The sequence below is a fragment of the Sutcliffiella sp. FSL R7-0096 genome, assembly GCF_038595065.1.
Taxonomy (GTDB): Bacteria; Bacillota; Bacilli; order Bacillales; family Bacillaceae_I; genus Sutcliffiella_A.
Window position 1 is genome coordinate 4,056,742 of sequence record NZ_CP152003.1, and the last position, 26,821, is coordinate 4,083,562.

The following is a 26,821-nucleotide window of genomic DNA, read 5'->3' on the forward strand; positions in this document are numbered from 1 at the left end:
TTTTTAATTGAATAGGTTATTATTTAGTTATACGAAATATTTAAAATCCGAAATTTTCAAAGAAGGTGACGATCATTTCAACATCAGGACGAAACTTGTTCATAATGTGGATTGCGAACTTTTTCGTTGCTGCTAGTGCTACCATGATTCTCCCTTTCTTATCTTTATTCATTGAAACGTTTGGGAATTACTCGGATTCCTATGTACAGCGCTGGTCCGGATTCATTTTCGGAATTACCTTTCTTACCGCGTTCTTCGTTTCACCGATCTGGGGACGAATCGGGGATAAATATGGTTATAAGCCAATCCTGTTATTAACAGGATCAGGAATTGCAACCAGCATCCTTTTAATGAGTGTAGTGGATTCTGTTCATGGACTGTTCATTTTACGGATGGTAATGGGACTCGCAACCGGCTTCATTCCTACTTCCATGGCATTGATTTCCTCACAAGCACCAAAAGAGATTGCAGGAAAGACACTAGGAACCCTGCAGACCGGTACGGTTTCAGGTGGTCTCCTTGGCCCTCTGATAGGCGGGATGCTCGCAGACTCATTTGGCTTTGCCTACACATTTTTCCTTACATCAGCTCTTATTTATCTGGCAGTAATTCTAGTGGCATTCGGCATTAAAGAAAAGAAAAAGAGTTCTACTGATAAGAAAGAAAAACAGTACACTCGAAAAGAAGTACTGCAATATATCATCCAAAAGCCTATGTTACTGAAGATCATGTTCTTATCCATGTTCATCCAAGCCGCCAATTTCAGCATCCAACCGCTACTTGCCTTATATGTCAATGAGTTGACTGGAGGCACTGCAGCAAACATCGCCTTGCTTGCAGGATTCGCCTTTTCAGCCACAGGCTTTGGTAATCTATTGGCATCACGTAATTGGGGAAAACTTGGGGATAACATCGGGCATGATAAGGTCATCGTGATCCTGATGCTGGCAAGCTCTATCCTCTTTATTCCACAGGCACTCGCCGCATCGCTTTGGCAGCTCGTCCTGTTCCGCTTCTTGTTTGGAATGGTTGTGGGTGGACTGATACCATGTATGACTGCATACATTCGGAATGTCGCACCGCTATCCATGCAAGGAGAAGTACTTGGATACAACGTCAGTTTCCGATTCCTGGGTAATGTCATCGGTCCGGTCATGGGGGGAGTAATAGCTGGATTTTACGGGATCTCCACTGTATTTTATATCACCAGCCTTATCTTTCTCTGTTCAGGAGTGATGCTCCTTTACAGCATCCTTCATCCGGAAAGCGCGAAGAAGACAGCAGAATCATAAAAAAGCATTGTTTCATCACCTTCCAATATCCTGTATTCTACTAATAGAAGAACAGGATATATGGGAGGTTTTTTAGTATGTCAGCCATTACCTTGGAAAGGTACCAAAAAGAGTTAGTGGATTTGTTCCGCTCTAATGGGGATGCATCAAACAGAGAGCCGATGGAAAATTATATGCGCAATCATTTTCCATTCTTGGGGATAAAGTCCCCTGAGCGAAAAACGTTATTGAAAGAATTTTTCGGGGATCATGGCAAACCAGAACTGCAATGGATCATTCCACTTGTAGCATTTCTATATGAGCAACCTGAGCGGGAATTCCATTATTCCGCCCTAGCGATGATCGATGTTCATATCAAAAAATTGGGAGTTGAGTGGCTTCCCTTATTTGAAGAATTGATTGTTAAAAATTCTTGGTGGGATACAGTGGATCATATTGCACCTCATCATGTTGGTGCAGTCCTTCTGAGGGAGAAGAAGGGTATTATCGATTATCCTGATAGATGGATAAAATCGGATAATTTCTGGCTTCAAAGATCGGCTATTCTTTTTCAATTGAAGTACAAAGAAAAGACAGATGGAGAGAAGTTGTTTTCTTACATAGAGGCGACAAAAGGTTCTAAGGAGTTTTTTATTCAGAAGGCGATTGGCTGGGCGTTAAGGGAATATTCCAAAACTGCTCCAGATAAAGTGTTAAGCTTCATTAACTCTACAGAAGATTTGGCCCCACTCAGTCGCCGGGAAGGGTTGAAACACTTGGAAAGGAAGAAGTTGAAAAGTTGAGTTAGAGCTGGAATTCCTTCAAGAGTTATAAGCCCGATGAGTCGCGGAATGGGAACCGGAGAGAAATCCGGGGGCATAGCTTTTCTATGAGTCCCGGATTTGGAGCCGGAATTTCATTGCCTTTCTATGAGTCCCGGATTTGGAAACGCAATGAAATTCCGGCCTCATAGGCTCCCTGTTTAGTGAAAGGTCCCATAGAAAGCCTTATTGTTACCTCAATCTGATGAAAAAGTAGAGAGGGAGTAATCAACACGCGTCATTGTTTACCCTTGATGATGATAAAAAAGCTGTGGGGGTAACCATACAGCCAGTCACTCTACCCTTACCTCTTCTTCAAAATTGCCATCGTACAACGAGAAATACAAATCAAAATATCGTCCTCATCAACTATCTTAATATCCCAAACCATCGTTGATTTCCCGCGGTGCAACGGAGTGCCAATCGCTGTCACGATTCCTTCCTTTTTACCCTTCAAGTGATTAGCGTTAATCTCTAATCCTACACAGATTTCTGTTTCCTTATCGATCAGATTGAACGTGCCGATACTTGCGATCGTCTCTGCCAGCGCAACCGACGCTCCTCCATGAAGCAAGCCGAATGGTTGGTGTGTCCGCTTATCCACAGGCATCGTGGCTACCGCCCTTTCTTCTGACAGCTCCACAATCTCAATCCCTAGTAGGTCTATTAGTGTGTCTTTAAGTTCCACTCCCATTTCCTCCCTTGTTTACTGCTTATTTCTTAATAATACTACTGTAAAGAGAAAATACACAGAGAATAATATAAAAACAGGAATCATAGCTGACCAACTAATCATTGAATTCTCCCCCCTTTTTGCAGAAAGCGAACTCTCTTTGGTTGAGTCCTTTTAACCTATCGCATATAATGAACATAATTAATTTCAGAGAGTACTAGAGGTGAAACTAAGTGAAAAAAGAAGTCCCTCTACAAGACGTGTCCTTGGAAAAGATGTTTGAGAAATATGAAGCGAAATACAAAGCGGTTGCTGACAAGAAGCGTCTACACATTATGAACATCCTATGTCAGCAAGGTGCCATGTGTGTGTGTGATATGGTTCCGCTGATCGGGATGCCCCAATCCAAACTTTCTTACCACCTGAAGATTTTGTTGGATGCGGAAATCATCGTCAAAGAAACACGGGGAACGTGGAGCTATTATTCGTTGAATCAAAAGGAAGTCGATAACCTGTTATCTGAAGAGTTATGTTGCATTTTCCGTTAATATTTCAGGTACAGCATTGTTTAAAAAACAGACCGCCTGTTTCCCATATGGAAACTGAAACGGTCTGTTTTTTTTTAGTATATATACTCCAGATTAACGGAGGCTGTTATGGTAATTTCCTGAGGCTCGATAGGTGTACTCGCTTTTTCTTGAACGGCAAAAGATGCATAACGGGGCACTGCAAAGACCTGCTGAGTAACCTCTTCCACCTTGATTGGCACAGGAGAGAGGCACACTTGTAGTGTTACAGCCATGGCCTGTGCTTTCTTCGCACCATCCACAACCGCAATCTGCAGGACATGACGGTAGATTTCGTTATAATTGGAGACTTCAAAAGATACACTCTCAGATACATTGGCTCCATTTTCAAATGCAACATCCAAAATGGCGCCTGCTTTTGTAATATCCCTGACTGCTATGCGGAAAATATGGCGGACTTCATAGGCAGATAGGACAGATTTACCTGATGGGTCTGTTTCATAACGCGGAAAAGTAGTATAAGAGGATGTTTCAATGTCTCCTTGAGGAATGCCTGCTGCGATTAGGGCCTGAATCATCCTATTCGCTATCAATCTATTTTCTTCTTGTGCACGTTGTACATCGGGATTGGTGGTAACCACTCCCAATTGAAGATACGCGATATCCGGTTGCACTTCCTTCTTCGCGGTTCCCTGAACAAGCATCGTTCGTTGCAAGATGACCACCATCCCCAATACCTTTTTATTGATAGTCTATGAGAGGACAGTCTAACATATACATTAACGATATTTTTGGAAAATAAAGCTTGGGTCGGTTTGCTTTTTATGCCAATCATAAGCAAAGTAAAGGATAAGGAATACAGAAGCGACAATCAGGAGTTCGCCCCTGTATAGGACAAGTAGCTGTGCATGATTCCAAACCAACCTTCCCATAAAGAAAAAAGTCGTGACCCATACAATTGCCGAGGTATAGGCAGCTATGGCAAACTGATAGTATGGCAGTTTCATAAACCCGGCCAAAAAAGGGACAACATTTCTGACACCAGGCAGGAAATAGGAAATACATAATGCAAAGACATGATATCTATTCAAAAGTTCCTCCCCTTTGGCAAAGGAGGCTTCAATCTTTTCGCTCTTCTCAAGCTTCGAGTACACACCTTCCCCCAGGCACCGCCCCAAGAGGTAACAGGTGGTCAAACTAGCTATCACCCCAAGATAAATGGTTAGCAAAGCTGGTGTTGTCTGTAGGATGCCTTTCTGAGCAACAATGCCAATGGAGCTTACGAATACTTCGTTCGGCACAGGAATTCCGAACATGCCTAACCAAAGCCATAAAAATAACCCTATATATCCGTAATCTTTTATGATATCTAAAATAATGGTCAGGTCCATGTGATCCCTTCTTTCTGCATGAAGCCCATTTAACTTCCTAATGCCAATTGAAAAAAGAACATATTTATTACATTCTCGATGTATAGGTTTTATTCCTTTTATTTCAAAAAGGTAAACTAGCAAACTTGCTGGCAAATAAACTCAGAAGAAATGGAGACTTATTCCCATGAAGAAAAAGACTGTGATTATCACCGGAGCATCCGGAGGCTTCGGAAAGGAATTCACCAAAAGATTCCTAAAAGCGGGGTATCATGTTGTCGCGACCATCAGAGATGAAGCAAAAAAGCCTGACTTAATGAAAGGGTTATCGGAAAAAGAAGTGGAGCATCTATCCATTGCTCTATTGGATGTTGCAGACAAAGAGTCCGTGATTAGATTCGGGCAATACATCCTTTCCCTAGAACGGATTGATGCCCTCATCAATAACGCAGGTTTCGCTGTAGCAGGTTTTGCAGAAGAGTTGACAGATGAAGAATACCTGTATCAGTTCGAAACAAATCTTTTTGGAGTGATGAGGGTCACTAACATGGTCCTACCTAAAATGAGGCAACAGGGAGAGGGCAGAATCATTAATATAAGCTCGATCAGTGGATTAATCGGTTTTCCGGGCCTTTCCCCTTATGCTTCCTCCAAGTTTGCATTAGAAGGCTACAGCGAGAGCCTGCGGCTGGAACTAAGGGAGTTTGGGATAGATGTCGTACTCATTGAACCAGGTTCCTTTCAAACCAATATTTGGTCCACAGGCACTTATATGTCTGCGAAAGCAGGGAAACACGATTCCCCCTATCTTGAACTTTTCACAAATATGAATAAAAGACTCCAAAAGGACCAAGAAACTTATGGAGATCCTAGCGACGTCGGCGCGCTGGTATTAAGGATAGCGACCATGAAAAACCCTCCCACTCTCCGCTACAAGGTCGGTAAAGGAGTGAAGCTCTCCCTATTAGCAAAACGCATACTGCCTTGGAAGGTGTGGGAGAAAATAGTGCTGACTCAATTGCGCGATAAAAAGTAAATATTAATATGACAACTCTCCATTCCCCATACATGCACATATAGTACATAACCGAAGAAAAATGGAGGGTATGTCATGTATTATTATCCATCCACTTACTACCAGCCTGTCTATTATCCGAGAAATGTTTATTTTCCAATGTATAGTCCCATCCTGCCAAGGTCATATGTTCGTGTTTATCCACCTGTGGATCCGACTCTTTTCACGGAGTCAGCAGAGTCGATGCAACAATTAATGAAAGAGGCCAGCATCATCCTTCAAAAACTAGCGGATTCCAAGGAATTCGCTTCGGAAGTGATGAGCGCCGCCCAAGAAGGCAATAAAGAAAAAGTTTCCCAGCTTCTAGAATCAACAGGGGTGCATTCTGGGGTGGAAGTAGGTTTTAATCCAGATGGCATCAACCTGAATATGACCTCGGAAGTAGAGGGTAAGGATTGTTGCCATCTTACCATCACCTTGAAATGGGGATGATCAAAAGGATTACAGGGTGTCTGTAATCCTTTCAAAGTGTAGACAAAGTAATTTTGTGTAATTGTTTCCCAGTTGATCGCAGTGGAAGGAGCGCAGACTCCTCGAAAATGCTAAGGCATTTTCTTCGTGCGTTGAATCACTGTCGAAGTATTCCTTGTCCTGCGGGAGGAAAGGCCATGGGAGCCCCCGTAGGACGTAACAGAAGCCACTGAAAAAGTACATATTCTAATGAACTGGCATATACCGCTGGTTGATTTCCACAAAAGGCTGCGCTTATCCAGAGGGCGACCTTGAGCCTCTTCGGGCTGCGCCTATGGGGTCTCAATTCTACCGCACCTCCCGCCGAAGTCTTCGCCTATCTACTCCACGATTTCTCTTCTCACTCACATCAGTATAATTGTTAAGTACTTTTGAAACAGTTTAATAGAAAAACCCGCCCTCTTTGCCATATCATAAATAGTTGTCATTTTATTCCTTCTCTCAAGCCGAAAGCGCCCTAACCACCGTCTTTTACTTTCCTGAAGAAAATTCAGATATTTATCGATAATATCGCTGGTAAATCCCTCCTTCTCTAAAAAATCCACCAGAGCTTAAACCTTTTTCCCTCTATTTCGTTATAATTATTGAAGGATTAAAGAAACCACCTTTAGATTGCAGTGCAAGGTGTGAGACTCCGGCGGGAGATAGCGGTAGGTTGAGACCCCTGAAGCATTGTGAGGAGGCTCAAGCACCGCCTTCTGGATAAGCGAACACCTGGAACGGAAATCTAAAGGAGTTTAACAACTATTCAGCTAAAAAGAAAGAAGGTTTCACCATGATCGAAATTCGCAATCTATCCAAAACATACAAACAACATCAAGCACTATCATCTATCAATCTGCAAATATCCACAGGCATATTTGGGTTGTTAGGCCCGAACGGTGCAGGAAAATCCACACTCATGCGGATCATGGCGACATTAATGAAACCTTCAGAGGGAGATGTCCTGATAGACTCCCTTTCCATAAATACACAACCGGAAAAAGTTCGAAAAATGATCGGGTACCTTCCTCAACACTTTCATGTTTATCCACAATTAACACCTATCGAGATCCTTGATTATGTTGGGGTGATGAAAGGCGTAACGAACAAGAAAGAGCGTAGGGAACAAGTTTTACACTGGTTACACGAGGTGAATCTCACTTCCAAAGCACATGAGAAACTGAAAACATTCTCCCACGGGATGAAGCAGCGTGTCGGAATAGCGCAGGCATTCATGGGGAATCCAAAACTAGTCATTTTGGATGAACCAACCGTTGGGCTCGATCCGGAAGAACGGCTCCGTCTCCGAAACCTCTTATCCAAGGAGGGCCTGAACAAAAGCATCCTCCTTTCTACCCATGTTGTGACAGATATAGAAAGTAGTTGTTATGAAATCGCGGTTTTAAGAAAAGGCAAGCTGATGTTGGATGCTACCGTCGATCAATTAAGGGAAAGAGCATGTGGCAAGGTTTGGGAGGGGACCGTTCCTTCTGGGTATTTGGAGAACCTTGCGGAGGATACCATTTTATGTTCAGAGCATCGAGGCAGCACGATACATGCACGAGTTTTGGCGGAAGAAAAACCGTTTTATGGCGCAAAGATGTTAGAACCCACTCTTGAGGACGGCTACCTCGCCCTTTTAGGAGGACCTACCCCATGAAATTTCTAAAACAGCTGCAATTGGAAGGTAGATTCATTTTCAAGAATTGGTTCTTTCTTATAGCGCCACTGCTATATGGAATTGGAATGGCCATTTGGTTGACCAATCAGAGGGAGGGAAGCATCAATTATATTGGCCAATTTGCTGCAAGCTTCTCTAAAGCTAATAACGAATTTCTTGCTATCGGCCATACGCTTTCACTCGGCGTGATCTTTCTGGCAAGTGTGCTTACCATCCGAAGGGAAAAGCAGACCGTTTTATTGGATTGGACGAATTCCTTGCCGAATTCTTTTTTGTCTATCATTCTTGCAAAATACCTATCCCTTTTTATATACAGTAGTATTTTTACTTTGTTTTTCTTCTTCACTTTTTTGTGGCAAGGCGCGTCCTATGGAAAAGATATTGCTTATCTTTTGGAGCAGGGTTTTCGCCTTTCCATTCAAAGCCAGTTGTCCTATGGCGTTTCCATTGCCTTAGGGATGGTATTGGCTGTCCTCATCTCTAACAGGATCGTCTATATCATCGTGTTTTGCGCATGGATGTTTGGTACCTTTTTTATGGAAGGATATATCATTCAAAGATATCAATTATATTTCTTAAAGACTTTTCATTTGAATCAATTTTTTATGGATAGTGCTGCTTCTAGTGATTGGGGGAGCAGATTAGAAAGAAGGGAAACTATTTATTCTCAGTTATTTGTCTTCTTTTTCAGCCTTTTCTTGCTGGCAATGACGATTATCAAATCATCCACTGACCGTATATCTTCCTTTGAAAAACGAAAATGGGCATTCTTTGGAGTAGTGGCCGTTCTGACCTTTGCCTCCTTTATCCCATACGGTACTTTCTGGGCGGACCGGGTTGGTCACTATGAACAATTAAGAACGGGTGCGGTTAATCATTACAATTATAAAACCGGAGAACTCTTTAACACTGTCGGAGAATTTTACGAAGTGGATAGTTATACAATTGAAATGGAGCGAATGGATAACTCCAAAATAGCCGTTCATACCATGATGGATATACCTGTAAACGAGGAAAAGCTACCCGTTCAGTTTTCCCTTTATCCCACATTTGAAGTGGAATCCGTCCTATGGAATGGTATGGAGACTGACTTTGTAAAAAAAGAGCACCTGATTACGCTTCCTGAAGTGAAACAACAAGAAATAAATAAGTTGGAAGTGTATTACTCAGGCAGCCTTCACGAGTGGGGCCGGGTGTATGGAAAAGAAAAATATTTCGCTTTCTTGGATAAAAAGGATATGTACTTTCCATCTTATATCGGGTGGTACCCGCTCCCAGGTGATTATTCAATTTATACTTGCGTAGATACGGAAACGGATCATTATATTAATACCATCCATTTCAACCGTCATATCGAATTGAATCAGCGGCTACCACTTTCAGACTATAAGGTGACATTGAAAAACTTTGATCAAGATGTATTTAGTACAAGTCATGAAAGCGCCGTGGAAACAGACGGTTCTCAGGTTTTTAAAAGCAGGGATGCAAAGGGGGTTACGCTTTTATCTAATAAAGGGCTTGTGGAAAGCAAGGAGAATCTTCCTTTTTCCGTCATAGCCAAAGAAGAAAACATCCATAGACTTCAACAACGGCTTTCTGACATGGAGAAGGTGGAGGATTATTTCAATCGCTGGTTGGGAGAGCCCTTGCAATATAGCATGAAACTCGCATACATCCCCTCTCTTACCATTGTCGGAGCTGAAACCTATTATTTTAATCATTTTGATGAAGCGGTTTTTTTTGATGATAGCCTCCAAACCTATGTTCATATCTCCGATGGGAACGTGATAAATAATACCATGACAGATCTGAAGACACAGCTATTGTCATATATGCTTTTCGGACACCGTTCTTCACATCCCTCCTACTACTCAGAGGAATTTGTGATGAAGTCCGTGATGGAATCGTTTCTTCTTGTATTATATAAGGATTACTATGACCTTGAATGGGAAGAATTTGATCAATTCAATGGCACTCAATTCTACTTCCTGTCCACCGTCTCTCATATTAACTGGATGTCCTCTTCGGGAGAAAAGACGACACTGGAGAAATTTGATGAGCTTATCCAATCCCATCACCTTCAAAAAAATGAACTGGTGGTGTTGATGGTTGCAAAAGAGATAGAAAAAGGGAATATGGAGGATGTGAGAAGAATACTCAAAGATGTATACCAAGATATTCAAGTAAACAACAAAGAATCATTCACTTATAAAGAGTGGATGACCCATTGGAATCGTACGTTTGAAAGTGGGGGAATGCGATGATAAGTGATGAACAGCTCCTTGAACAAATGGCGGATGGAGACCAGGCTGCATTTGAAGCCTTTGTCCATCGATACCATGTAGCCATTCATCAATATATTGAAAGACTGTTAAAGGATTCAAAAAAGGCCGAAGACGTGGTGCAGGAAACATTTATCCGGCTACTGAAACAGTTACAAAACAAACAGATACCAACCTATCCAAAAGCCTGGCTATATAGGGTCGCTTCAAATATCTGTAAGGATTACTGGCGAAGTGCCCAATATCGCTCGGAGGATACTGCCAAAGATGATATGCCTGTAACGGTGGACCAACAGGCTTCCGTCATTGAAATCTATGAACGCCAGGAGACGAGAAAAGAAATTTTAAATTCATTGAAAAATTTGTCAGAGACACAACAACAGATTGTCACATTACGTTTTTATCAAGATATGAAACTGAAAGAAATTGCAGAAATCCTGGACCTACCTCTAGGTACGGTCAAATCTAACCTGTTTCATGCATTAAAGAAGCTCAAAGGGGTATTATCGAAAGAAGCGGAAAAGGAGGCGGAGTATAATGAAGGAACAACACAATCAAGATCAAGAGCTGTATCAACTAGAAGATGAAATGAAAGAAATGTTTTCTTCATATGTGGTCAAAACGCCATCCAGTCAGGACACAAAGGCATTACTGGCTGCTTTGCAACCTGCATTTAATGAGATTGGAAAAGAAACTTCAGAGGACCCTGTCCATGAAATGGTCCAGACGCCAAGCTTCCTTTCTCAACTTAAGGCACAAATATCCTTTTACCAGTGGCATTTTTGGGTGGCAAGCACGTTGATCTTTGTCATGCTTACGCTCTTTTCATCCAACTATAATTTGTACGAGGCCATCCTGTTTTATCAGTTTGCGATACCACTATCCATGCTCGTTGGAGTTTTCTATACGTATCAAACCTGGAACAAGCAGATGCGCACCATTGAAGGTATCACTCCCTTCCCACCTGCTTTGTTGTTGCTCAGTCGTATGGTAATCATTTTGATCATGAATATGATAATGGGTGTTATCAGTTCGATTTATCTAAGCTTTAATATGGAACATTTTAAACTGCTACCATTTTTGTTGCACTGGATAGCTCCTGCCTTACTTATTTATGGGATAATCGCTTATGTTATGATGCGAAAAGGTGTGAAAAAAGGACTTGCCTTGGGAATGGCATGCTGGATCGGGTTGATGATGGCTGCATTTGTTTACCAGGCGTCTCCGAGCACATTTATGCCATTAACTTATACCCAAGTTGCAGGCATTCAGGGGGCATTTGTCCTATTAGGAGCATTACTGCTATATCTTTCATACAAGAAAAGCTTGGAATTACAAACCATGTTTCGTTAGATTGAGGCGATAAAATGATACAGATCCAAGACATAGTCTGGAAATATAAGAACTTTTCTTTAACTATTGAAGAGCTTACACTTCAAAACGGAATCACCATCCTTGTAGGGAATAATGGATCCGGAAAGTCGACGCTCCTTCACCTTTTGGCTACCGCCAACAAGGCCCCAAAGGGAACCATAACCTACAACAAAGATACAATGGATTCAAACCTTGCAGCGGTGAGAAGTAAAATAGGCTTTGTCCCAACAGGCATCGAGCTCTATCCAGATTTTACCCCGGTAAAGCTTCTTATGTATATGTCTCAGTTAAAAGGCTTAAGAAAGGACTTTTCAAGAAAACAAACCCAAGATTTATTGAAGGTTTTCCATTTGGAGGATGTGCAGAAGACAAAAATAAAAAAGCTCTCCCAAGGAATGCAGCAACGCTTAGCATTGGCACAGGCTTTTCTTGGGAAGCCTCACTATATTTTTCTTGATGAACCGTTAAACTACTTGGATATCCATGAACGCAAAAGTTTGTTGAACTATATAGCGACACTCGCTCCACACTGTGTCATTCTTGTTGCTACACATGAATTGAACGAATGGGGACCAATCTGCCATGACGTGTTATGGATGTACAAAGGGAATGTCCACTTTTTTGGCAGCAAAACAATGTGGAAGCATGGACTGCCACTAACAGTCTGGACAGGGGAAGTCCATGATGAATACTATGAAGAATTCTCTAAGTGCCATTTGATTGTTTATGCTGGCCGCATGAAAGACAAACTCATCGTACGATGTGCCAGCAAGACTAAGCCATCATTGGGATTTGAGGCAACGGAACCCACCATGGAAGACGCGTTCTTCATCAGAAAATACTCAAAAGAAGCTACCATAAACTAGCTTCTTTTTGTTTGTCCCTTCTCTCACAAGTGAAAAGTCGGCAATTGGGCTTTTACTGCTTACAACTTTAAGTACAGTGGTGGAATGAGCTCCACTTCCACAAAGGTTTACGTAAAAGGCTAAAAAAAAACACTTTTTTATTGGCCTAAAAAGCCATTGGACATTTCCCTATTAGGTTCGGACATTTCCGCAAGGCTGAGGGGGTATATTTGGACAAGTAACAGGCAATGTTCGGACAAGAATCCACAAGGTTTGGACACTTCAAAATGTCGTTCGGACAATTGTGGCGAATCTTTGGACAAGTTCGTGCAATCTTTGGACAACTTTCCCAAAACTTCGGACAAGAACGGTAAATCTTCGGACATTCAATTCATTACGAGTGTTCCGAACATTTGCCGAGGAGGAGCCGGTGGACTTGAGACCCCTGAAGTGTGGCAAGAGGCTTAAGCGTACACCCTCTGGATAAGCGACACCTGGAGAATGAATCAACTCTCTCTATGTTACATAAGTTTCACATATTCCCAATATCTTTGTAATGCTATTGTATTGTATAATTATATTGGGAGAATCTTTTCATCTATGGCAATTCAAAATCTACCAAAATATAAAAAGATGCAAGAACAGCCCTTTTTTAAAGGAGTACTAGAAAATGATACATTTCAAAAAACTCGATTGGATATTGATTACAGCCATCATTCTGTTATGTACATATGGGTTGATCATGGTTTATAGTGCGGGAATGCTGCTTGGGTATGAACAGCACGAAGACTATGCCTATTTCTTCAACAAGCAGAAGGATTGGCTTATGATAGGAATTCCGGTGTTTATCGGGGCAACCATGCTTAAGTATAAATTCTATGAAAGATTTACTCCATTATTTGTCGGAGTGATTATTTTCATGTTATTGGCCGTTTTGATTCCGTTTATTGGCGTGGATGTCAATGGTTCAAGAAGATGGATTGATATGGGGATCCGTATACAGCCTTCCGAGATCGCCAAATTGGTCATGGTCATTTACTTTGCAAGAGTGTATGCAAGAAAACAACCATATATCCACCAATTCAAACAAGGTGTAGCACCTCCCTTGGCAGTATTGGGACTTGTTTTCTTCCTTATTTTACTACAGCCGGACCTTGGAACCGGAACATCCATATTGGTTGCTTGCGGAGCGATATTGATCTGCTCCGGGGCAAAGCTGAAGCATATTTTGATGCTTGGAACCGTTGCAGCTGGTGCTGTCATGATCTTGGCTACTACTGCCAGCTACCGTCTTAAGAGAATCACTTCTTTTATCGACCCTTTTGGCAATGAGTCTGATACTGGATTTCAACTTGTGAATTCCTTTATCGCTATCGGGGATGCCGGTTTGACAGGAAGAGGCCTAGGGCAAGGGATTCATAAGCTTGGTTATCTTCCTGAAGCACATACGGATTTTATTCTTGCCGTTATTTCGGAAGAGCTGGGAATTTTTGGGGTGCTTTTTCTTTTCCTTCTTTACCTGATTGTTTTAGTTCGTGGGGTAAGAATTGGCGTTGCTTTAAAAGACCCCTTTGCAAAATTGCTGGCATTCGGGATTACCTTCCAAATCAGCAGCCAAGTATTTTTTAATGCAGGAGCAGTAAGCGGCGTATTGCCGATAACGGGTATTACCCTTCCATTCATCAGTTACGGAGGGTCTTCCCTGCTCATCACCATTTATGCAGCAGGTATTCTCGTCCACTTATCGAAACATGCCACCATTGCGAGAGAAGCTAGAGAGGAGACAGAATCAACATGGGGACAGAAAATAACAAGCTAGAGTATAGTCGTATTGATTATACGCTGTTATTTCTGCTGTTTTTACTATTTATTATCAGTTTAGTAGCTGTTTATAGTGCGTCGGGTCAATATTTTGCTGATGACCCGTATTATTTTGTAAAACGGCAGATCATTTGGTATATCATTGGGGTAGGAATTATGTTTGCCGTTATGTTCTTTGATTATGAACTTTTGGAAAACCTTGCCCTTCCCTTTTATTTTCTTGGACTGATCCTCCTTGTCGCCGTCCATTTTGTCGGTACCGTAAGAAACGGATCACAGCGTTGGATCAATCTGGGGGGCTTCCTATTACAGCCTTCGGAATTCATGAAAATATTTCTGATTATGGTGCTTGCGGGAGTCATCTACAAGTGGGCAAAAGAAAAGCACGAATTAGAGACTGTTACACCTATCAGTGTTGTTATAAAAATCTTGATTTACTCTTTGCCGCCTTTCGGATTGATACTGCTTCAACCTGACTTGGGGACGGCACTGGTAGTGGGAGCCATCATGGTTACCATGATCTTCATAAGCGGCGCTTCTTGGCGAATTTTAACCTTACTGGCCGGGGCCGCAACTGCAGGGTTGACCTTGCTTGTTTACCTGCACAATAATCATTTCGAGCTTTTCTCCAAATTCATCAAGCCTCACCAATTGGAGCGGATCTATGGTTGGTTGATGCGGGAAGAATATGCTTCGTCGTTCGGCTTTCAGCTCACAGAAGCCCTAAAGGGGATTGGATCCGGTCAAGTGTCAGGACGAGGATTGCTGGAAGGGGTCCAATCGCAAAGTGGACGTATACCTGAGGTTCAAACGGACTTCATTTTCGCCCTGATTGGAGAGGAATTTGGATTTGTAGGAGCGACTCTGGTAATTTCCATCTACTTCATTATGATCTATCGTTTAATCATTATAGCCATCAGCTGTGATAACCCTTATGGGACTTATCTGGTTACAGGGGTCATCGGTTTGTTGGCTTTCCAGATATTCCAGAACATTGCTATGACAATCGGCCTTATGCCTATTACGGGGCTTGCACTTCCATTTATGAGCTATGGAGGAAGTGCGTTGCTGACCAATATGATAGCCATGGGAATTGTCATGAGTGTCAAATATCGGACGAAGAAGTTTATGTTTAACTAAGAAAAAACACTTTTCCGTATCTAGGAAAAGTGTTTTTTCTTTTACTCATTCACATCTCGCGAACCCACTGTCCAATCTTTAATGAAAGATGAGTCGCGTCTTCGCTTTCTAATGTAGATTGGAATTCGTCCTCCAAACGCTTTGTCAAAGAGCTATTATCCTCTTCATAGGAAATAACCGTGGACCATTTAATGAATGGGATGGCAATCAACGTTTGTTCCTCTTTTTTATTTTCATGTATGTACACACTGAAAGTATTTACTTGCAAGTTAGCTTTTCTTATCTTCATAGTGGGTCCCTCCCCTTCTTTTCTCTTGCTATGAATATTTTAGCTAGACTAAAGTAAATATTCAAGGTTTAATAACTCTATATGTAAACCCTTATTAAAATGATGTTGACATCTATTAGACTTTTAGATTATTATTTTATTGTTAACTACACACAGCAAAGGGGTTTACATTATGAAACGTTCACTTTCAACATTGGATATCACGTATGCAGCTATGTTTGTGGCATTGATGGCTATTGGTGCCAACATTGTATCTTGGATTCCATTTCTACAAATCGGAAATGTCCCACTATCCATGCAACCATTCTTCTGTGTGCTTGCAGGTATTTTACTTGGCTCACGCCTAGGCGCCATTTCGATGATTGTTTATTTATTGGTAGGGATCGCAGGTGCACCTGTTTTTGCTGGATTCGGTTCCGGATTCGCGCCTATCATTGGACCGACTGGCGGATTCCTTTTATCCTACGTCATTACCGCCTTTGTTGCCGGATTGATTGTGGAAAAGAAGTCACAGCCTAAAGCCGGAACATTTATGTTTGCATCTTTTATAGGTATCATTCTTATTTATTTCATTGGAACAAACTACATGTACATGATTATCAATTATGTGTTAGAGGCCGACATGGCATATTCTACAGCCTGGCTAACAATGGCATGGTTTTCCGTTAAAGACTTTGTTTTTACTATTTTCTGCGGAATCATTGCCACTAAACTGTACTATGTCGTGAATAAAACAAGTAAAACTCCTTATACGCCCAAAGCTGCGTAATAAAATGAATGAAGCCAAGCTGCAACGATAAGCAGCCTGGCTTTTTTTTAGGTTTATAATATAACTGCTGCAATACAACCAAAGATAATTAAAGGGATATTGTAGTGTAGGAAAGTCGGTACACATGTATCCCAGATGTGATTGTGCTGACCATCTGCATTCAAACCGGAAGTCGGTCCAAGTGTGCTGTCTGATGCAGGAGATCCAGCATCACCAAGTGCTGCCGCTGTTCCGACAATCGCAATGGTTGCCATGGCACTGAAACCAAGTTCTGCACATAATGGTACAAATATAGCTGCAATAATGGGAATGGTAGAGAAGGAAGACCCAATCCCCATCGTGATAAGAAGTCCTACTGTCAACATGGCAAGCGCGGCAATCAGCTGATTAGACCCAATCCATTCAGCAGAAGTGGACACTAATGTTTCAATATGTCCCGTCTCCCTTAATACGCTTGCAAAACCGGAAGCTGCAATCATGACAAATCCGATAAATGCCATCATGCGCATACCCGATGTTAGAATGACATCTGTTTCATTGAATTTCATCGCTCCACCAATATAAAGAATGATGATTCCAACAAGGGAACCGTAAATCATTCCTTGAACCCCTACCACTTCTGTCAAGTATACTTGGGTAACAAGTGATACTACTACGGCCAATAATGCAAATGTAATAGATTTAAACGTATAGGTAGCCGTCTCCTGATCAGCTATAGCTTTCTGTTCATAGGTTCTAGGCTTTCTATAGCTAAAGAATACTGCTATCAATAGACCCACTACCATACCTGAAACCGGGATCATCATGGCAGTCGGAATGGAAGATAGACTGATATCCAATCCACTCTCCCCCATATTTGTTCTCAGGATGTCATGGAAGATTCCACCGAATCCAACAGGCAAAAGGATGTACGGCGCTGTTAGGCCAAAGGTGATAATGGTCGCTGTCAACCTTCTATCAATGTTCAGTTCGTTCAATATTTTTAGTAATGGCGGTATTAATATCGGAATGAATGCGATGTGAACAGGAATAACGTTCTGTGACATAATGGATACTGCTAAAAGAATAAGGAGAATAAGTACTTTGGATAACCCTTTTTTGCGTGTATCTTCTTTTGTTCCGACAAGACTGATCGCACTTTCCACCAGTGCATCTGGAAGGCCTGTTTTAGATAACGCTACTGCAAAGGCTCCCAAAAGCGCATAGCTCAGGGCAACCGCTGCATTCCCCCCAAGACCTTCTGTGAACGTATTGATGGTGGTCTCCAAGCCCAAACCGCCAACCATTCCACCGATGAATGCACCAGTAACGAGTGCGAGAACTACATTTATTCTAAGTAAGCTCAGTGTGAGCATAACCAAAACGGCTATGATTACTGCGTTCATAATAAAGACGTCCTTTCTTTTATGTGAATCTTGTTGATTTCGCTTTAGTTAATTAAATCATTAGAGAATTAGAGTGAAAAAGCATAAAGATAAATTAACATAGAGTGGTAATGGCTGTCAACGGAAAAGTTAGGAAGCTTGCAGGGGAAAATAAAAATGCGCATCCCTAGCAATAGGATGCGCATTTCAGACTGTTGACAAACTATAAGGTAGTTAGGTTAACTGTTGGAAGAGTTGATCTTCGTTGCAGGAGCTTCGCTTTCCGCGGGCAGTCCGGAAGCCTCCTCGGGCTACGCCCTGCGGGGTCTTCCATGTCCTTTCCTCCCGCAGGAGTCTTCGCTCCTTCCACTGCGATCAACTAGAGAATATCATTATTTTAAGCTTTGTCTATACAATGAAAAACGCATCCCTTGCAAAAGGAGGCGACGCATTTATCTACTTTAATATTGAACTCTTACTCTTCCACCTGTCCAAAACGCTCCACCAAGGTAACAAGTGTTCTTACCATCGCCCCGGTTCCGCCACTCGGACCAAGATCATGGGCAGATTTTGCAGTTGCGGTACCCGCGATATCCAAGTGGACCCATGGAGTACCCTCGGCAAACTCCCCAATAAATGCTCCTGCAAAAATGGCATGGCCATCACGACCTGGAGAGTTGTTCAAGTCCGCTACCTTACTGCTGCGGACACGCTCTTTTGCATGGTCGAAAATTGGCAGGCGCCACATTTCCTCTCCGGCTTCGTGGGATGCTTCCAACACTTCTTCAAACCATGCTTCATCATTTGTCATCGCCCCTGTTGTATGGTTTCCAAGTGCGATGATTACTCCTCCTGTCAGTGTGGCAACGTCAACTAAATAATTGGCGCCATGCTGCTTCGCATAAGTTACAGCATCCGCTAGAACAAGGCGTCCCTCCGCATCCGTGTTCAGGATCTCGATAGTTTTACCACTCATGGAAGTGATGACATCATCTGGCTTAAAGGCATTTCCACTGATCATATTGTCAGTCGATGCGATAACTGCCAATACATTTTGATCTGGTTTCAACTCGCCAATCGCTTCCATTGCACCAAGGACAGTTGCAGCTCCGCCCATATCGGTTTTCATGCCTACGATACCATCTTTAGGCTTAATGGAATATCCACCAGTATCAAAGGTGATTCCCTTTCCAACCAGACCAATTACATCTGTCCATTCGTCTTTTCCTTGATATTTCAGGACAATCATCTTAGGAGGTTCTACGGACCCTTTGTTCACGGCAAGCAATGCGCCCATCCCGAGCTTTTCCATCTCTTCTTTTTCCAGGATTTCCAGTTCGAATCCGTATTTCTCAGCCAAGCCGGCAGCATGGTTTGCCAAATCAGTTGCAGTCAGCATATTCCCTGGCAGGTTCACGAGAGTACGGGCACTGTTCGTCCCCTTTGCATACACATATCCTACATGTGCACTTGCTTCAACTTCTCCCTGATCGTGATTTGTCAGCAAGATAACCTGCTCTAGTTTCACTTCAGGTTCATTCGATTTCTGTTTATATCCATCATATTTATAGGTGGACAAAGGGATGGATTCCCCTAATGCATGAGCGGCATCTAACACGTCTACATCTTCTGTTACAAAGGTATCCAATGCCACTACAACATGTGCAAGCTTTGATTCTTGAAGTGTTTTTCCAACTTTACCGAACACTTTACGTAACTCTACGAAAGTAAGCTTCTCTTCTCGGCCAGTACCCACTACAAAAATTCTTTTATAGGAGGTTTTGCCAAATGTATGTATTCTAGCAAGCTTTCCTTTTTTGGCAGACACATCCCCATCCTTCAATAGCTGTGAAAGGTAGCCTTCCAATTGCTTATCCAGTTCCCCTACAAAACCACTTAATGTACTATGTTTCTCGGAAAGGCCTACTACAACAGCCTCCTGTTGCTCCTCTGTAAAACTCTCTACATTATGTACGACAAACATGTTTCTGCACCTCCTGTTTATTATAGTTTTATTATAGCGAACTTACGGAAATATTTCGACTTTCTAATCATCTTCTAAAAAAAGGACCAGTGATGGCAACCGAGGTAAGGTAGATATCTCTTCAAAGGGCACCCTGTCTATATTTTTCGGCATAAGCTCTATGCAACGAAGGATGAAGTGATGAACCTTCTCAAGGTCTACCCCCCAATATCTTGGTCTGTATTTTTGGATATACACCCGCCCGGCTTCCATCATCAAGCGAGCTCCTTTCACATTCCCATATTCATAGTGATAGATGGCAACAGTCATTTGCAATAAGCCTTTCAGAAAATAATTCCCTTTATCTGTCATCCATATTTCTTCCAATAAATCGTGGCAGGTATAATAATCCCCTTCATTGAAGGAAACAAAAAATTCATAGTATTCTTCCGGGTATATTGCCATTTTTTCTGCCCCTTTAATCAATTTGTCCTGTCTACATCTTAACAAATCCTGTATTATGATTCATAATAATAAGAAAATTGTCTATACATAATACTCTTTCTTCACGTGCTACATCTTGGAAGAAAGGGTATAGTAATAGAAACAACCGCAGAGAAAGGACGATTCTATCAGATGGAGTTATTTTCTAATTTTCCTTTATGGGCTGCATTGGCAGCAATCGGATTTGCACAATTTGTAAAAGTTCCCATTCAATATATCGGGACTCGGAGAATTGATTGGTCATTGATTACAAGTACAGGGGGAATGCCGAGCTCCCATTCTGCTGCTGTTACTGCATTGGCTACAGGCGTAGCGATTGAAACCGGATTGGAATCGCCCATTTTCGCAGTTGCAACCGTATTTGCCATCATTGTCATGTTCGATGCAACTGGAGTCAGAAGACACGCCGGTGAGCAAGCGATCGTATTGAATAAGCTGGTGGGGGATTTTAACCGTTTTGTAGAAGAAACCAAAAAATGGCCCAATATGGATGAGCAGGAGAAAGTAAAAGATTTAAAGGAACTGCTTGGTCATAAACCGATTGAAGTATTTTTTGGAGCGATAACAGGTATCTTATTGACTATTGTGTTACATTACTTAGTTCATGGCTTGTAGGGGAGGTCGAAAACGATGCGTCTAATATCTATATGTCCAAGCAATACAGAACTGCTTCATTATCTTGGCCTCACTGGCAGACTTGTCGGAGTGGACGATTTTTCTGATTGGCCAGAAGCTGTTTCCGACCTCCCGAGACTCGGTCCAGATTTGAATATTGATATGGATAGACTCGAAGCGTTGGAGCCCGATTTGGTTTTAGCCAGCTTAAGTGTTCCGGGAATGGAGCGAAATGTTCAAGAGCTCAAAGAACGCAAGATTCCTCATATCGTCCTTGATCCACAATCGCTTGAAGATATTATGCGGGACTTGCTGGCGGTGGGAGAACTGACACACACTTCAGCTAAAGCGGACGAGGTTGCTTCCTCCATGAGGGAGATTATCCATACATACAAGCAACACGCTGCAACGAGTAACGATACGCCTGCCTTGTACTGGGAATGGTGGCCAAAACCCATTTTTACTCCTGGCAGGGTCAACTGGCTTACAGAGTTAAGTGAACTGGCTGGGGCGGTCAATATCTTTTCAGATAAAGAAGTGGCTAGTTACCAGGCAGACTGGGCAGAAGTGGTGGATAAGAACCCGGATGCGATTTGTATGATCTGGGTTGGGGTGAAGGAGTCAAAAATGAACCCAAAGCATGTGATGAAACGGGAAAATGCCGACACCATCAATGCCGTTCGGAATTCCAACATCCATGTACTTGAGGAAAGTCTCTATTGCAGACCTTCCCCAAGGCTGATTATGGGCTTACAGAAGCTAGCTTCCCTCCTCCACCCAACAATCTATCCCGAGTATAAGGGAGACGATCCTTTATTGAAATGACCAATTGTTGATGCAGATTTTAGGATGATTGAAGTGGAAGGAACTAAGATAAAAAAGCCGTACCTTCAGGTAACCCCTGAAAGGTACGGCTTTTTCCATACTACTCCTCGTTGCCCCTATACTGCTGACGGAACACCTGCATGCTTTCCTCTTCATTCAATTGCGTCAACTCTTCCTCAGTCAATGTACCATCGCCTTTTTTAACAATATACACATCAATGGTACGCTTGCCCCAATCATTGAAAACGTCATCCACTGTATCGTAATACAGGTCAATTTTATTCCCTTTGATTGCCCCGCCAATATCAGCGACCACCCCATACCCATATCCCGGGATGAAAAGGATAGTCCCTATCGGAAAGACATTGATATCTGCTGCAATCGTGGAATAGAGGTCCCTTTTGACTTTAAGTCCTGAGTATGTAATTCCATAGCTTGGGTCGCCAGGATTCTTTCCTGTTGATTCATAGCCTGCGGTATAACCTGTTGCATGCACTTTATGTGTGGGATATTGGGCCCAATCTAGTTCCTCTAGTGTTATTGGCTTCTCTATCGCTTCTTCTGCTGAGACCAGTGTAGGCGTTGCCGATAAGAAATTTAGTTGTTTGAAGTTCAGCCCCATCCTTTTAAGTAGGCCGTCTTCGTCTTCTTTTGTCTCTTGTCCATCAATGGCATATATATTGTTCTCTTTTAGCCAATTGTGAATGGTTGATGCTTCAACTCCTGATATGGATTGGAAGGTAACAGACAATGCTAGTACAAAAAGTACCGCCATAACAGACCTTCGGCATATCATTTTCGCCGTTTTCATGTGATACACTCACTCTCCTCTCACAAGATATTCCTTCCCTCTTTTCAGAAAAAGTATTCCTATTTTGTGAGATTTGAGTAATATGCAACTATATTTACCATAAAAATAGAGGCTTTAATGTTACAGCAAGTAACCAAGTTGATTGTAGTGGAAGTGCGCAGACTCCATCGCGGGAGGAAGGGACATGGGAGACCCAGCAGGCTTGCCGAGGAGACTCCCGGACCGCCCCCAGGAAAGCGAAGCACCTGGAACGGAAATCAACTGCTTTATAGAAAAGCACAAAAAAGAACCGGTTATAGAACCGATTCTTTTTGAACATTAAAACATTTGATATCCATTTTTGCGAAGCATCCTAATGACAATACCAGAGCAGACCGCGCCAAGAAAGCCGCAGACCAAAATGGTGATATCCGCAACCTGCAAGGAAGCAATCTCTGACCCAAGTGTTGAAAAAGCAGTACCAGGCTGTCTGAAATAATCAATAAGCCTTACATCATCCTGAGCGATGATCCATACACAAACCAACGGATATATGATGGCCATAATCCAGGACATTCGCAATAACATATTTAAAAGGAATCCAATTCCAAAGAAAAGCACAAAAAACAAGACGACAGATATAAGTAAAATTGGTATGTTCAATACCAAGCACCTCCATTACACATCTTTTCTTAGTGTACTGAAAGCGTTGAGACGAGTCAATTACTTTTGGAATACAAACAAAAACACAATCGCAATTGTCCTAAATACGTCATAATTGACCTATCGTAGAACGGACGCGATTGTGCCTGAGTATGAAACGAAGTCTATTTTCTTCCGCTTCCTCCACAGCAGGAGCAAGTTTCAGATCCGCCTAGCAATAACTGAAAGTAACCTTTACCTGAGCAATACGGGCAATCCTTTTTCTCTGTTTGCAGTTGATTTTTCATTCCCAATCCCTCCAGATGATTTTTCTCAAAACAGAATTTAATTTAATTTTCTGATAATATACCATCCTTCCAAGGGTAAAGGAAAGGGACGAAATCGGCTGAAATGAATGATGTAAGCGAATACATCTTATCCAATCTACTTATATCTTTCTTTTTCTTAAATTTACAGAATTATTAGAAAAATAACTTATACGAGCTATAATTAAAAATTTGTCCCGGATCCATGGAATTTGTTTCTTTTAAAACAGATAGATTTGAGAGATTTGCACAGTAGTGGATCAAGAGAGAAGAATCTGGGTCATTCTCCAATTCGTCTAGCGTTTTAAACGCAGCATCAGAGAGTTCACTCTCCTGATAAACCACTTCTGTATGTAGAGGGCTGCATAAAAACAGAAGCATATTGTCGCTGATGCTCTCCTTGATGACACCAGACCTTACTCCCACCAGACCTTCCACCTTCACATTAACCCCTGTTTCTTCTAATACCTCTCGTTTTACCGCCTCATCCACCGTTTCATCTGCTTCCACAAATCCTGCAGGAAAGGACCACTTACCTTTCAGACCACCGTATCGTTTTTTAACGACAAGCCACTTGCCGTCATCGGTTACTACAATTCCGGCAACTGCCAGCCAAACATTCTCTCTTTTTCCCATAGCATCATTCCCCTTTCCATCTATATCTAATGGTATCAGGAAAAAAGGCAAAATGAAAAGCCGCACGTTGTTGAACATGCAGCTTTTACTAAACTTATCTTATAATACGTTGAATTTACCTTTTTTCATTACAAGTCCAGCTCCACCAATCATGTAAAGAGCACGGTTATCCACCATTTTCTTCATGAAGGATGCTTTTGAGCCCCAGATTTTGCGACCGAATACGACACCGATTGCATCATCTTCCCCTAAAGAACAAACTGTTCCTTTAAGGTCAGGAGTGAAGGTTTGTAATTCACCTTGGCCACGAACCAATACTGCCAAGTTTTTCGCACATACTTCCCCTTGTTGCATCGCGATTTGTGCAGTTGGAGGATATGGACGGTTGATTTCTTCGTTGATGATTAGTGAACAGTCTCCAACGATGAATACATCCTCATGTCCAGGAGCGCGTAAGTAAGGATCTACTTTCACGCGGCCACGCATGTTTTCGAATCCGGAATCTTCCACCAAGTGGTTTCCACGTACACCGGCAGCCCAAACAACTGTACCAGCTTTGATTTCTTCCACTTCTTCGTCTTTTGCAACGATGATTCCTTCTTCTGTCGCTTCTTTGATTGCAGTACCAATCTTGAATTCTACGCCTTTACGCTCTAGTGTGTTTACAGCGTATTCTACCAGTTCAGGATCAAACCCAGGAAGAACAGTTGGTGCTGCCTCTACACAGACGATACGAACTTTTTCTTTCGGGATATCGAACTCTTGGCAAAGCTCAGGAACACGATTAACAAGTTCTCCAAGGAACTCGATACCAGTAAATCCAGCTCCACCAACAACGATTGTCAAACGATCGTCGCGACGGTGTGCTTCTGTGTTGTAAGTAGCAAATTGATATTCGATGTGCTCACGGATTTTACGAGCAACATTTAGGTTTGCGATCGTGAACGCATGCTCTTTCAAGCCCTTGATGCCAAAAGTCTCTGCTTCATATCCAAGACCAACTACTAGGTAGTCATAAGAGATTTCTCCACCCTTTGTCAAAGCAACAGTTTTCGCTTCACGGTTGATGCCTGTTACTGTGTCATGTAAGAAGTGGACTTTGCTGCGATCGATGACATCGGAAATTTTGTAGCGAGTGCGATCAGCTGGCAAAGTACCTGCAGACGCTTCATGTAACCATGTTGACTCATAATGATAGTCGTTTTTGTTTACTAACGTGATATCGGCCTCATTGACACCGATCATTTTTTGAAGACGAACTGCCGTTACCAGACCACCGTAACCTGCACCTAAAATAACTATACTTGGCTTTTTCAAATGAATCACACCTTTTATATTGAAATTTTTTATAAAATAAATATGAAGACATGAAACAAATCTCACTGTACCCATTCTTACTATCCACTATAAAGATAAAATTTATTAGATATAAATGATTGTGAAATACTTCACGAATATGGACGGCAAAAAAGTGCGAAATTTGTCACAAAGAAACTTAACCTACATACCATCATATTCTTTTTCGGTCTTTTTTTCAAGACAAAATCATAGTTTAAAAAGCTTTAAAATATTCGGAAAAATAGGCAATCTCTGTTATAACTATCCTTTGTATTTCAAAAATTCTACCTATTTTCAGTATATGTTCCCCTTTTTCTAAGGTTGAAAACAGAAATTGTGAGAAAATTATGCTATGATAAAGAAAGAAAGTAAACAATCGTTTAGGGGGATAGGTACAGATGAGCGAAGAACAAAAAGTATTTGACATCACCATCATTGGTGGAGGTCCTACAGGCTTATTCACTGCTTTCTACGGAGGTATGAGGCAGGCAAGCGTCAAAATCATTGAAAGTCTACCACAATTGGGTGGGCAGTTATCCGCGTTATACCCTGAAAAGTACATATATGATATTGCCGGGTTCCCGAAAATCCGTGCACAGGAATTAATCAACAACCTGAAAGAGCAAATGGCCAAATTTGAGCCAACGGTTGCATTGGAGCAATCCGTTCAAACACTCGAAAAAATGGGCGATGGCACCTTTAAAATTGTGACGGACAAAGAAACTCATTATTCCAAAGCAGTTATCATCACTGCTGGAAATGGAGCCTTCCAACCGCGCCGCCTTGAGCTTGAAAACGCAACTGATTACGAAAACAAGAACATCCACTACTTTGTTGATGATATGAACAAGTTTGCCGGTAAAAAAGTCGTCGTATTCGGTGGCGGAGATTCCGCAGTTGACTGGGCACTAATGCTAGAACCGATTGCTGAGAAAGTGACACTTGTTCACCGTCGTGACAAGTTCCGTGCACATGAGCACAGTGTGGAAACATTAATGAATTCCAAAGTTGAAATCAAAACGCCTTACGTACCGGCAGAACTAATCGGTGACGACAATGCAATCAATCAAGTTGTCCTCGAAAAAGTGAAATCAGAAGAGCGTGAAGTGCTAGATGTCGATGATGTGATTGTCAACTACGGATTCGTTTCCTCTCTTGGTCCTATCAAGGATTGGGGACTTGAAATCGAAAAGAATTCCATTGTGGTCAACTCCAAAATGGAAACAAACATCTCCGGAATCTATGCAGCTGGTGATATCTGCACATACGAAGGAAAAGTGAAACTAATTGCTTGTGGTTTTGGTGAAGCACCAACTGCAGTAAACAATGCAAAATCTTATATCGATCCAAAAGCGAAAGTACAACCACTTCATAGTACTAGTTTATTCTAAGCCTGCTATGAAAGTGCAGCCAACTCTTGTATAAAA

The 26,821-nt window shown here is 42.0% G+C and carries 29 protein-coding genes; 17 read left to right on the forward strand and 12 right to left on the reverse strand.

The annotated features are described in order from the left end of the window. The first annotated feature begins 104 nt into the window (after positions 1–104). Positions 105–1,292, forward strand: coding sequence for an MFS transporter (locus tag MKY77_RS20865; RefSeq protein ID WP_339149879.1), 1,188 nt, complete (start codon positions 105–107; stop codon positions 1,290–1,292). Between the two features lie 77 nt (positions 1,293–1,369). After that, positions 1,370–2,074 carry a DNA alkylation repair protein gene (locus MKY77_RS20870; RefSeq protein ID WP_339147558.1) on the forward strand — a complete coding sequence of 235 codons (705 nt, stop codon included), beginning with the start codon at positions 1,370–1,372 and terminating at the stop codon, positions 2,072–2,074. A gap of 322 nt (positions 2,075–2,396) precedes the next feature. On the opposite strand, the gene MKY77_RS20875 is transcribed toward MKY77_RS20870, so the two are convergent. Next, positions 2,397–2,780 (reverse strand): hotdog fold thioesterase, encoded by a 384-nt coding sequence (locus tag MKY77_RS20875; protein ID WP_339147559.1) that lies wholly within the window; start codon positions 2,778–2,780, stop codon positions 2,397–2,399. Between the two features lie 260 nt (positions 2,781–3,040). On the opposite strand from MKY77_RS20875, the gene MKY77_RS20880 reads away from it, so the two are divergent. Next, complete coding sequence (locus tag MKY77_RS20880) at positions 3,041–3,313, forward strand: metalloregulator ArsR/SmtB family transcription factor (protein WP_339149880.1); 273 nt, start codon at positions 3,041–3,043, stop codon at positions 3,311–3,313. A gap of 74 nt (positions 3,314–3,387) precedes the next feature. Here the strand turns inward: MKY77_RS20880 and MKY77_RS20885 are convergent, their stop codons facing one another. Then, positions 3,388–4,020 carry an SIMPL domain-containing protein gene (locus tag MKY77_RS20885; protein ID WP_342515462.1) on the reverse strand — a complete coding sequence of 211 codons (633 nt, stop codon included), beginning with the start codon at positions 4,018–4,020 and terminating at the stop codon, positions 3,388–3,390. Positions 4,021–4,071: 51 nt separating this feature from the next. Further along, the gene (locus MKY77_RS20890; RefSeq protein ID WP_339147561.1) at positions 4,072–4,683 is read right to left on the reverse strand and encodes a DedA family protein; all 612 of its coding nucleotides are present in this window, start codon (positions 4,681–4,683) and stop codon (positions 4,072–4,074) included. A gap of 166 nt (positions 4,684–4,849) precedes the next feature. Between MKY77_RS20890 and MKY77_RS20895 the strand changes: the two genes are divergently transcribed. From MKY77_RS20895 to rodA, 9 genes are all read left to right on the forward strand, one after another. Then, entirely contained in the window at positions 4,850–5,698 is an 849-nt protein-coding gene (locus MKY77_RS20895; protein WP_339147562.1) for an SDR family oxidoreductase, read from the forward strand. Between the two features lie 75 nt (positions 5,699–5,773). Then, complete coding sequence (locus MKY77_RS20900) at positions 5,774–6,169, forward strand: hypothetical protein (RefSeq protein WP_339147563.1); 396 nt, start codon at positions 5,774–5,776, stop codon at positions 6,167–6,169. Between the two features lie 814 nt (positions 6,170–6,983). Next, positions 6,984–7,850: an ABC transporter ATP-binding protein gene (locus tag MKY77_RS20905; RefSeq protein WP_339147564.1), complete on the forward strand. Its 867-nt coding sequence runs from the start codon at positions 6,984–6,986 to the stop codon at positions 7,848–7,850. Then, positions 7,847–10,135, forward strand: a complete 2,289-nt coding sequence (locus MKY77_RS20910) for a hypothetical protein (RefSeq protein ID WP_339147565.1) — start codon at positions 7,847–7,849, stop codon at positions 10,133–10,135. The genes MKY77_RS20905 and MKY77_RS20910 overlap by 4 nt, the downstream gene beginning before the upstream one ends. Then, entirely contained in the window at positions 10,132–10,740 is a 609-nt protein-coding gene (locus MKY77_RS20915) for an RNA polymerase sigma factor (RefSeq protein WP_339147566.1), read from the forward strand. The genes MKY77_RS20910 and MKY77_RS20915 overlap by 4 nt, the downstream gene beginning before the upstream one ends. Continuing rightward, a complete protein-coding gene (locus tag MKY77_RS20920; RefSeq protein ID WP_339147567.1) occupies positions 10,691–11,506 on the forward strand; it encodes a hypothetical protein in 816 nt (271 codons plus the stop codon). The genes MKY77_RS20915 and MKY77_RS20920 overlap by 50 nt, the downstream gene beginning before the upstream one ends. A gap of 14 nt (positions 11,507–11,520) precedes the next feature. Then, positions 11,521–12,393, forward strand: a complete 873-nt coding sequence (locus MKY77_RS20925) for an ABC transporter ATP-binding protein (RefSeq protein ID WP_339147568.1) — start codon at positions 11,521–11,523, stop codon at positions 12,391–12,393. Between the two features lie 649 nt (positions 12,394–13,042). Continuing rightward, positions 13,043–14,191 (forward strand): putative lipid II flippase FtsW, encoded by a 1,149-nt coding sequence (gene ftsW, locus MKY77_RS20930; RefSeq protein ID WP_339147569.1) that lies wholly within the window; start codon positions 13,043–13,045, stop codon positions 14,189–14,191. Beyond that, on the forward strand, positions 14,167–15,333 hold the full coding sequence (rodA, locus tag MKY77_RS20935) for a rod shape-determining protein RodA (RefSeq protein ID WP_339147570.1): 1,167 nt from the start codon (positions 14,167–14,169) through the stop codon (positions 15,331–15,333). The genes ftsW and rodA overlap by 25 nt, the downstream gene beginning before the upstream one ends. A gap of 49 nt (positions 15,334–15,382) precedes the next feature. Here rodA and MKY77_RS20940 read toward each other — a convergent pair whose 3' ends face one another. Then, positions 15,383–15,622: a YueH family protein gene (locus MKY77_RS20940; protein ID WP_339147571.1), complete on the reverse strand. Its 240-nt coding sequence runs from the start codon at positions 15,620–15,622 to the stop codon at positions 15,383–15,385. A 172-nt stretch (positions 15,623–15,794) separates the two neighbouring features. On the opposite strand from MKY77_RS20940, the gene MKY77_RS20945 reads away from it, so the two are divergent. Next, a complete protein-coding gene (locus MKY77_RS20945; RefSeq protein ID WP_339147572.1) occupies positions 15,795–16,391 on the forward strand; it encodes a biotin transporter BioY in 597 nt (198 codons plus the stop codon). Positions 16,392–16,444: 53 nt separating this feature from the next. Here the strand turns inward: MKY77_RS20945 and MKY77_RS20950 are convergent, their stop codons facing one another. The 3 genes from MKY77_RS20950 to MKY77_RS20960 all read right to left on the reverse strand — a co-directional run bounded on the left by MKY77_RS20950 (position 16,445) and on the right by MKY77_RS20960 (position 20,183). Then, positions 16,445–17,776, reverse strand: a complete 1,332-nt coding sequence (locus tag MKY77_RS20950; RefSeq protein WP_339147573.1) for a Na+/H+ antiporter family protein — start codon at positions 17,774–17,776, stop codon at positions 16,445–16,447. A gap of 454 nt (positions 17,777–18,230) precedes the next feature. After that, positions 18,231–19,739, reverse strand: coding sequence for a leucyl aminopeptidase (locus MKY77_RS20955; protein WP_339147574.1), 1,509 nt, complete (start codon positions 19,737–19,739; stop codon positions 18,231–18,233). A 63-nt stretch (positions 19,740–19,802) separates the two neighbouring features. After that, positions 19,803–20,183: a DUF309 domain-containing protein gene (locus MKY77_RS20960; protein ID WP_339147575.1), complete on the reverse strand. Its 381-nt coding sequence runs from the start codon at positions 20,181–20,183 to the stop codon at positions 19,803–19,805. Positions 20,184–20,354: 171 nt separating this feature from the next. Here MKY77_RS20960 and MKY77_RS20965 point away from each other — a divergent pair, with 171 nt between their 5' ends. Beyond that, entirely contained in the window at positions 20,355–20,837 is a 483-nt protein-coding gene (locus MKY77_RS20965) for a divergent PAP2 family protein (RefSeq protein WP_339147576.1), read from the forward strand. 15 nt (positions 20,838–20,852) lie between these two features. Next, positions 20,853–21,662 carry a cobalamin-binding protein gene (locus MKY77_RS20970; RefSeq protein ID WP_339147577.1) on the forward strand — a complete coding sequence of 270 codons (810 nt, stop codon included), beginning with the start codon at positions 20,853–20,855 and terminating at the stop codon, positions 21,660–21,662. Between the two features lie 100 nt (positions 21,663–21,762). Here MKY77_RS20970 and MKY77_RS20975 read toward each other — a convergent pair whose 3' ends face one another. Then, positions 21,763–22,473, reverse strand: a complete 711-nt coding sequence (locus tag MKY77_RS20975; RefSeq protein ID WP_339147578.1) for a 3D domain-containing protein — start codon at positions 22,471–22,473, stop codon at positions 21,763–21,765. Between the two features lie 184 nt (positions 22,474–22,657). On the opposite strand from MKY77_RS20975, the gene MKY77_RS20980 reads away from it, so the two are divergent. Further along, positions 22,658–22,795, forward strand: coding sequence for a hypothetical protein (locus MKY77_RS20980; protein ID WP_339147579.1), 138 nt, complete (start codon positions 22,658–22,660; stop codon positions 22,793–22,795). On the opposite strand, the gene MKY77_RS20985 is transcribed toward MKY77_RS20980, so the two are convergent. From MKY77_RS20985 to MKY77_RS21000, 4 genes are all read right to left on the reverse strand, one after another. Beyond that, positions 22,792–23,121, reverse strand: coding sequence for a YuiB family protein (locus MKY77_RS20985; protein WP_339147580.1), 330 nt, complete (start codon positions 23,119–23,121; stop codon positions 22,792–22,794). The two genes, MKY77_RS20980 and MKY77_RS20985, sit on opposite strands and share 4 nt — an antisense overlap. Before the next feature lie 158 nt (positions 23,122–23,279). Next, on the reverse strand, positions 23,280–23,402 hold the full coding sequence (locus tag MKY77_RS20990) for a YuiA family protein (RefSeq protein ID WP_157860702.1): 123 nt from the start codon (positions 23,400–23,402) through the stop codon (positions 23,280–23,282). A 174-nt stretch (positions 23,403–23,576) separates the two neighbouring features. Then, complete coding sequence (locus tag MKY77_RS20995; protein ID WP_339147581.1) at positions 23,577–24,056, reverse strand: NUDIX hydrolase; 480 nt, start codon at positions 24,054–24,056, stop codon at positions 23,577–23,579. A gap of 99 nt (positions 24,057–24,155) precedes the next feature. Next, entirely contained in the window at positions 24,156–25,382 is a 1,227-nt protein-coding gene (locus tag MKY77_RS21000; RefSeq protein WP_169292866.1) for an NAD(P)/FAD-dependent oxidoreductase, read from the reverse strand. A gap of 410 nt (positions 25,383–25,792) precedes the next feature. Here MKY77_RS21000 and MKY77_RS21005 point away from each other — a divergent pair, with 410 nt between their 5' ends. Then, entirely contained in the window at positions 25,793–26,785 is a 993-nt protein-coding gene (locus MKY77_RS21005) for an NAD(P)/FAD-dependent oxidoreductase (RefSeq protein WP_339147582.1), read from the forward strand. Positions 26,786–26,821: the final 36 nt, after the last annotated feature.